This is a genomic window from Flavobacterium sp. HJSW_4, assembly GCF_042436695.1.
GTDB lineage: Bacteria > Bacteroidota > Bacteroidia > Flavobacteriales > Flavobacteriaceae > Flavobacterium.
In genome coordinates this window covers 1-1,784 of the sequence record NZ_JBHNPP010000075.1, presented here as the reverse complement: position 1 = coordinate 1,784, position 1,784 = coordinate 1, and the positions used below count along the sequence as shown (strand labels likewise).

2 tRNA genes and 2 rRNA genes are annotated in these 1,784 nt (G+C 50.0%); all 4 read left to right on the top strand.

Annotated features, from left to right (window positions below):
- A 16S ribosomal RNA gene (locus ACE01P_RS24350) occupies positions 1–439 on the top strand; the annotation flags it as partial.
- 126 nt (positions 440–565) lie between these two features.
- Positions 566–639 (top strand) — tRNA-Ile (locus tag ACE01P_RS24345).
- Between the two features lie 90 nt (positions 640–729).
- A tRNA-Ala gene (locus ACE01P_RS24340) sits at positions 730–803 on the top strand.
- Positions 804–934: 131 nt separating this feature from the next.
- Positions 935–1,784: ribosomal RNA gene (locus ACE01P_RS24335) — 23S ribosomal RNA — on the top strand; the annotation flags it as partial.

The window sequence follows — 1,784 nt, the reverse complement described above, 5'->3', positions numbered from 1 at the left end:
CCTATAACGAGCGCAACCCCTGTTGTTAGTTGCCAGCGAGTCATGTCGGGAACTCTAACAAGACTGCCAGTGCAAACTGTGAGGAAGGTGGGGATGACGTCAAATCATCACGGCCCTTACGCCTTGGGCTACACACGTGCTACAATGGCCGGTACAGAGAGCAGCCACCTCGCGAGGGGGAGCGAATCTATAAAGCCGGTCACAGTTCGGATCGGAGTCTGCAACTCGACTCCGTGAAGCTGGAATCGCTAGTAATCGGATATCAGCCATGATCCGGTGAATACGTTCCCGGGCCTTGTACACACCGCCCGTCAAGCCATGGAAGCTGGGGGTGCCTGAAGTCGGTGACCGCAAGGAGCTGCCTAGGGTAAAACTGGTAACTAGGGCTAAGTCGTAACAAGGTAGCCGTACCGGAAGGTGCGGCTGGAACACCTCCTTTCTAGAGCCCTTGTGTTAGCCGAAAGGCACGCATGGGAAATAAGATGCCTATAAAGGTTTTGGATCTTGAAATTGTATTGCTCTTGCTGTTAATTTAAAAAAAAATGATAAGGAATTAAGAAGACAGAGTCTCGTAGCTCAGCTGGTTAGAGTACTACACTGATAATGTAGGGGTCGGCAGTTCGAGTCTGCCCGGGACTACTAAAATCTTAAAACCGAAAAGGAAATTCTGGAGTTGGGTCGTTATGGATAAAAATTCATAATTCATAATTCACAATTCATAATTAGATTGGGGGATTAGCTCAGCTGGCTAGAGCGCCTGCCTTGCACGCAGGAGGTCAACGGTTCGACTCCGTTATTCTCCACAGGTCCTAAGGGGCAAAAGTTCATTGACATATTGAGATAAGAAAATAATAAGAAAGTAGAAAGCGTTTTTCTGCGGCGCAAGCCGGGGAAAAACAAAACAAAACGGTCATAATTGATTTTATGATTGGTGCAATAAGCAAAATAAGGGCGCATGGGGGATGCCTAGGCTCTCAGAGGCGATGAAGGACGTGATAAGCTGCGAAAAGCTGCGGGGACGGGCACACACCGATCGATCCGCAGGTATCCGAATGGGGCAACCCGCTATATTGAAGATATAGCACACCGATAGGTGGGCAAACCCGCTGAACTGAAACATCTAAGTAGGCGGAGGAGAAGAAAACAAAAGTGATTCCGTAAGTAGTGGCGAGCGAACGCGGATTAGCCCAAACCAGCATTGTTACGGCCTTGCTGGGGTTGTAGGACCGCGACATTTCATGCATGAAGAACCGGAAGCTGCTGGAAAGCGGCGCCATAGAGGGTGATAGCCCCGTATGGGTAATGAGTGTAATGGATAGCGGTATCCTGAGTAGGGCGGGGCACGTGAAACCCTGTCTGAATTTGGCGGGACCATCCGCTAAGGCTAAATACTCCTGAGAGACCGATAGTGAACCAGTACCGTGAGGGAAAGGTGAAAAGAACCGTGAATAACGGAGTGAAATAGATCCTGAAACCATGCGCTTACAAGCGGTCGGAGCCCTTTCGTGGGGTGACGGCGTGCCTTTTGCATAATGAGCCTACGAGTTAACGCTGCTGGCAAGGATAAGTGGTTAAGCCATGGATCCGCAGCGAAAGCGAGTCTGAATAGGGCGCTTTAGTCAGTAGTGTTAGACGCGAAACCGTGTGATCTACCCATGGGCAGGTTGAAGCTGTGGTAACACACAGTGGAGGACCGAACCGGTTGACGTTGAAAAGTCTTCGGATGACCTGTGGGTAGGGGTGAAAGGCCAATCAAACTCGGAAATAGCTCGTACTCCCCGAAA